Genomic DNA, 986 nt, shown 5'->3' on the forward strand with positions numbered 1-986 from the left:
TTGTAGTCTCTACGCCAATCCTCCATTTTCTGCCGAGCGTCGTCAAGACTGAGGAACCAGTGCGTGTTCAGGCATTCGTTTCTGAACTTGCCGTTGAAGGATTCGATGAAGCTGTTGTCCGTCGGCTTGCCCGGCCTGGAGAAGTCGAGAACGACATTCTTCTGGTAAGCCCAGATGTCGAGATCGCGGGAGACGAACTCCGACCCCTGGTCGACCCGAATGGTCTTGGGGTAGCCGACGGTTTTGCACACGCGCTCCAAAGTCAACACGACATCCTCGCCTCGATAGCTGAAGCGCGGATCGACGGCTGGAGAGAAGCGACTGAAGATATCGACAATGGTAAGCACGCGAATCCTGCGACCGGTGGCGAGCTGGTCATGAACGAAGTCCATCGCCCAGGTCTCATTGATTTGACCTGCTTCCATCCTAGCCTCGCGTAGCTTGGCCTTCACACGACGCTTCGGCGTTTTGTTGCGCAATTGCAGGCAACTCCCTGTAAAGGCGATAGACACGTTTGACGTTGATTGCCCAACCGTCACGTTGCAGCAGGACATGGACGCGGCGGTAGCCGTATCTCACCCGCGTCTCGCAGATGTCCTTGATCCGATTTTTGAGGGCGGCCTGGTCACCGCGCTTCGACTTGTAGACGTAAAGTGCGCGATCGATTCGAAGGGTCGAACAGGCCCGCCTGATCGACACCTTCCAGTCGCTCCGCACCTTGTCGACAAGCTCCCGCTTGCGGCCAGGCCTCAGAGCTTTTTTGAGAGCACGTCCTGCAGCATGGCCCTGTCCAAGGACAGGTCGGCGACAATCCGCTTCAGCTTGGCATTCTCCTCCTCAAGCTGGCGCAGTCGCTTCATCTCAGAGGGCATCAGCCCCGCATACTTCTTCTTCCAATTGAAATACGTCGCCTGACTAATCCCGGCCTTGCGGCAGACCTCCGCCACTGCCGCGCCATCTTCCGCCTGCTTCAAAACGAACGCGAT

At 57.3% G+C, this 986-nt stretch carries 1 pseudogene; it reads right to left on the reverse strand.

Going from position 1 to position 986, the window contains the following annotated elements:
* Nucleotides 1-986 (reverse strand): annotated as a pseudogene (locus tag GPL20_RS38525) (IS3 family transposase); the annotation flags it as partial.

The sequence above is a fragment of the Bradyrhizobium cajani genome (assembly GCF_009759665.1).
GTDB classification, from domain to species: domain Bacteria; phylum Pseudomonadota; class Alphaproteobacteria; order Rhizobiales; family Xanthobacteraceae; genus Bradyrhizobium; species Bradyrhizobium cajani.